At 62.0% G+C, this 4519-nt stretch carries 3 protein-coding genes; all 3 read left to right on the plus strand.

The features are described from left to right. The first annotated feature begins 148 nt into the window (after positions 1–148). Positions 149–805, plus strand: a complete 657-nt coding sequence (locus ACY69P_RS14420) for a TetR/AcrR family transcriptional regulator (RefSeq protein WP_462327974.1) — start codon at positions 149–151, stop codon at positions 803–805. Continuing rightward, complete coding sequence (locus tag ACY69P_RS14425) at positions 796–1842, plus strand: efflux RND transporter periplasmic adaptor subunit (RefSeq protein ID WP_462327975.1); 1047 nt, start codon at positions 796–798, stop codon at positions 1840–1842. Before ACY69P_RS14420 ends, ACY69P_RS14425 begins: the two co-directional genes overlap by 10 nt. Continuing rightward, positions 1839–4519: efflux RND transporter permease subunit (locus ACY69P_RS14430; protein WP_462327976.1), on the plus strand; the 2681-nt coding region annotated here is incomplete at its 3' end. The genes ACY69P_RS14425 and ACY69P_RS14430, both read left to right, overlap by 4 nt.

Genomic DNA, 4519 nt, shown 5'->3' on the forward strand with positions numbered 1-4519 from the left:
ATACCCTTGAGCCGCCGGAGGCATCTTCTTGTCTCCTGCGTTACGCCCCGCCCCATCCCCCACTTCTCACTTGACGCCAGCACCAATTTCAAACACTGTTTGAAACAGCATTTGAGAGAGACAAAGAGATGAGGAGAGGGTGAGGGACATGGGACAGGTTGTGGAGACGGACGGCGGGACCAAGGCGAGAATCTTGGCCGCCGCCTCTGACGTATTTACGCAAAAGGGATTTCGAAAGGCCACGATACGGGATATTTGTTCACGCGCAGGCGCCAATCCTGCGGCGGTGAACTACCACTTTAGGGACAAGCGATCGCTCTACACGCAGGTGCTCCGCGGGTGGATTGAGAACCTGAACAGGTCGTACCCGTACCACACGCCGGCGGTTGAGCGCCAGCCTGCCGAGGCGCGGCTCCGCTTTTTCATCAACGCGATGCTGCGGCGCATCTTTTGCGGCGCGCTGGAGGACCGCGAAATGTGGATCCGGCGCACGCGCATCGTGCTGATGGAGTTGGCGGAACCAAGCTCCGGCGCAACGCTCCGTGTTGAGGAGTGGTGCGAGGAGGAGCGGTACTTCCGCGCCATTGTCGCGGAGCTTTTGGGGGATGTGCCCGAGCGTGTTGTCCACTTTACGGCGGATAGCATTGTCGGGCAGTGTATCCAGTATTTTCTGGGCATCGCCCACATCCCGGAGGAAGTGGTTGCCCTTGCAGAGGAAGACAATCTCGCCCAATTGGCGGATCACATTATTGCATTTTCGCTCGGAGGAATCCGGGCCATTAAGGAGTTGAACCAATGCCGCTGAGACTACTCGGCCTTGCGTGCTTGTGCCTTGGGCTTGTTGCCCTTGGCGGGTGCGGCAGCGCCGAATCTACCGCGCAGGACCAGACTGCGCCGCCGGAAAAGGTGGGCGTGAATATCCGGGTCCACACGGTTGCCCCCACGGCCCTGCGCGACGCCATTACCCTGCCGGGACAAACCGAGCCCATCGCTGATGTCCGCGTTGCCGCTGAGCGCGCGGGCATGGTGGAGTGGCGCGGCGTCCGCAGGGGCGAGTCGGTACAGTCGGGCCAGCCTATTGCGCGTATTGACGCTGTGGCGCTTGGCGCCGCGCTGGAGCGCGCCAAGGCGAACCTGCGCCTTGCCGAGGCCAAGGAAACGCGCCGCCGCGAACTGTTTGAGGCAAACGTCCTCTCCCGCGAGGAACTGGACGGCGCCACTACGGAGCTGACGCTGGCCCGCGCCAATGTCCGCGAGGCCGAGTCGGACTACGCCAAGGGCGTCGTGGAAGCGCCGCTGTCCGGGGTGGTGGATGAAGTCTACGTGGACCCCGGGGAATACATTCATGAGGGCGACCCGGTGGCGGACCTTGTGGACAGCTCCACCATCCGCATTATCGTAAACGCCCCGGAACTGGACGTGCGCTACCTGCGCCCCGGCGATAAGGCCGCTGTGCGCATTGATGCATGGCCGGACCGGACATGGGACGGCGCGGTGGACTTTGTGGCGAGCAAGGCCGACGAGGCCACCCGCACCTTCCGCGTGCGCGTGGTGGTGGATAACGCCGACGGCGCAATCCGCCCGGGCATGATGGCCCGCGTAACGCTGACGCGCCGCATCATCGAGAACGCCATCACGGTGCCCCTAGCCGTTATTCAGGACAAGAACGGCGAGCGCGTCGTGTTCGTGGAGGACGGCGGCATGGCCCGCGCCCGCACGGTGACGACAGGCGTCGTCAACGGAACCAGCATCCAGATTCTGGACGGCCTGAGCGAAGGCGACCGCCTTATTGTCAGCGGGCACGCACAGGTTGAGGAAGGAACACGGGTCAACGTGCAATGATCATAAATACCGCGGCGCTCAAACGCCAATCCGCAGTGCTGGTCCTGCTGCTGTTCATCGTCACGGCGGGGGCTACGGCCTATGTGTCCCTGCCGCTGGAATCCAGCCCGGACATCACCATTCCCTACATCTTCGTCTCCACCGCCTATGAGGGCGTGGCACCGGAGGATATGGAGGAGTTGGTCACCATCCCGCTGGAACGCAAGCTGCGGGGCCTCAAGGACGTTGAGGAAATCAAATCCACATCCATCGACGGGCAGTCTGTCATCTCCATCAAATTCCTACCGGAAGTGGACATCGACGACGCCATGCAAAAGGTCCGCGACAAGGTGGACCAAGCCAAACCCGACCTGCCGTCGGACCTGCCGGACGATCCGGTGTTGATGGAGATGAACTTCTCGGACCGCCCCATCATGAATGTGGTGCTGTCCGGTCCCTTCTCCCTCAAACGCCTCAAGAGCTTCGCCGACGACATGGAGGACAAGTTTGAAGCCGTCCCCGGCGTGCTGGACGCCGAACTCATTGGCGGGCTGGAGCGCGAAATACACGTGCTGTTCGACCTTGACCGTGTGGCGTTCTACAACATGCCCTTCTCCGAACTGGTCGGCTCTATTGAAAACGCCAACGTCAACATGCCCGGCGGGTCCATGGACATTGGCACGTCCAAGTACCTTGTGCGTGTGCCCGAGGACTTTGACAACCCGGCGGAGATCAACAACATCGTCGCCTTTGTACGTAACGGCAAACCCGTGTACCTGCGCGACGTGGCCGCCATCAAGGACGCCGCCAAGGACGAAACATCCCGCAGCCGCTTTGATGAAGCGCCAAGCGTCACCATCGCCATCAAAAAGCGCAGCGGCGAAAACGTCATCGACATCACGGACAAGGTGAAGCGCATTGTCGATGAACTGCGCGCCGAAGCGCCGCCGTCCCTGCGCATTGATATCACCTCGGACCAATCCAAGGACATCCGGCTGATGGTGACGGACCTTGAAAACAACATCATCTCCGGCCTTGTGCTGGTGCTGGCCGTGGTGCTCGTCTTCATCGGCGGGCGGTCCGCGCTGTTTGTGGCGCTGTCCATTCCGCTGTCTATGCTCATTGCGTTCATTTTGCTGCAGGCGGCGGGCATCACGCTGAATATGGTGGTACTCTTCTCGCTCATTTTGGCGCTGGGCATGCTGGTGGATAACGGCATCGTGGTGGTGGAGAACATCTACCGCCATATGCAGGACGGTTCAACGCGCCAGCAGGCCGCCCTGTCCGCCACCAACGAGGTGGCGTGGCCGGTTATCGCCTCCACCCTGACCACGGTGGGCGCGTTTGTGCCCATGATCTTCTGGCCCGGCATTATGGGCGAGTTCATGAGCTTTTTGCCCATCACGGTCATCATGGCGCTGTCCGGGTCGCTGTTTGTGGCGCTGGTGGTCAATCCCGTGCTCTCTGCGCGCTTTCAGACCATCCGCCCCAGCACCGCCCCGCCCACACGCGTGGAACGCCTTCTGGGATGCGCTCAGGCGCGTTATGCCCGCGTGCTGACGTGGAGCCTAAGCCACCGGCTGGTGATTATGGGCATTGCCGTTGCGGCGCTTGTGTCCTCCGCCGTTGCCTTTGGCATGTTTGGCAAGGGCATTGAATTCATGCCGGAATCCGACCCACAGCGCGCCTATGTCACGGTGAAGGCGCCCGTTGGGACGAACCTTGACGCCTCGGACATCATTGTGAAACAGGTGGAGGCCATCGTAGGCACGTGCGACAACGTCACGCACACCATCACGGAGGTTGGCACCTCGGGCGCGGACCCGTCATCCTCGGACGGTTCGGGCACGCATGTGAGCACCGTGACCATGGAGTTCAAGGACTTCCACGAGCGCTCCCGCTCGTCCATCGCAGACGTCAACGCCCTGCGCGAGCGCCTGCAACGCGCCATTACCGGCGCAGAGGTCCGCGTGGAGAAGGAAGAAAGCGGCCCGCCCACCGGCTCGCCCATCAATATGGAAATACGCGGCGACGACATCCACGAGCTTGGACGCATTGTCACCGCCATTGAAGAGCGCATCGAGGACATCCCCGGCCTTGTGGACCTCAAAGACAACTTTGTGGAAGGCAAGCCGGAAATCCGCGTGGACGTCGACAAGGAAAAGGCCGCTGTTATGGGGCTGTCCACGGCCACCATTGCCAATACGGTCAAGGCCGCCATCGGCGGCATGAAGGTCGGCACCTACCGCGAGGGCAAGGACGAATACGACATCGTCGCCAAACTCCCGGACAGGGACCGCACCAGCATCGAAAGCATCCGCCGTCTCACCGTTTCCGGCCCGGATGGCGCGCCCATCCCGCTGACCAGTGTGGCGACCGTGTCGCTCACCAGCGGCCTTGGCGGCATTCAGCACATCGACCAGCAACGCGTGGTTACCGTCTCCGCCGACGTGGCCGGACGTCTGGCCGGTGAAATCATCCGCGACATCGAGGCCCGCCTTGCGGACTTCCCATGGCCACGCGGCTACGCCTACTCCTTTACGGGCGAGCAGGAAGAACAGGCCAAGGCGACGGCCTTCCTCAGCAAGGCATTCACCGCCGCGCTGTTCCTCATCTTCCTTGTGCTGGTCACCCAGTTTGACTCGCTCGCCATGCCGCTCATCATCCTGACGTCGGTGGTGTTGTCGTTCATTGGCGT

It is taken from the genome of Desulfobaculum sp., assembly GCF_054921475.1.

What these genes read in the sequence shown, in the direction of transcription:
- ACY69P_RS14420 (WP_462327974.1), top strand. Translation starts at nt 149, where the DNA reads ATGGGACAGGTTGTGGAGACGGACGGCGGGACCAAGGCGAGAATCTTG.
- ACY69P_RS14425 (WP_462327975.1), top strand. Translation starts at nt 796, where the DNA reads ATGCCGCTGAGACTACTCGGCCTTGCGTGCTTGTGCCTTGGGCTTGTT.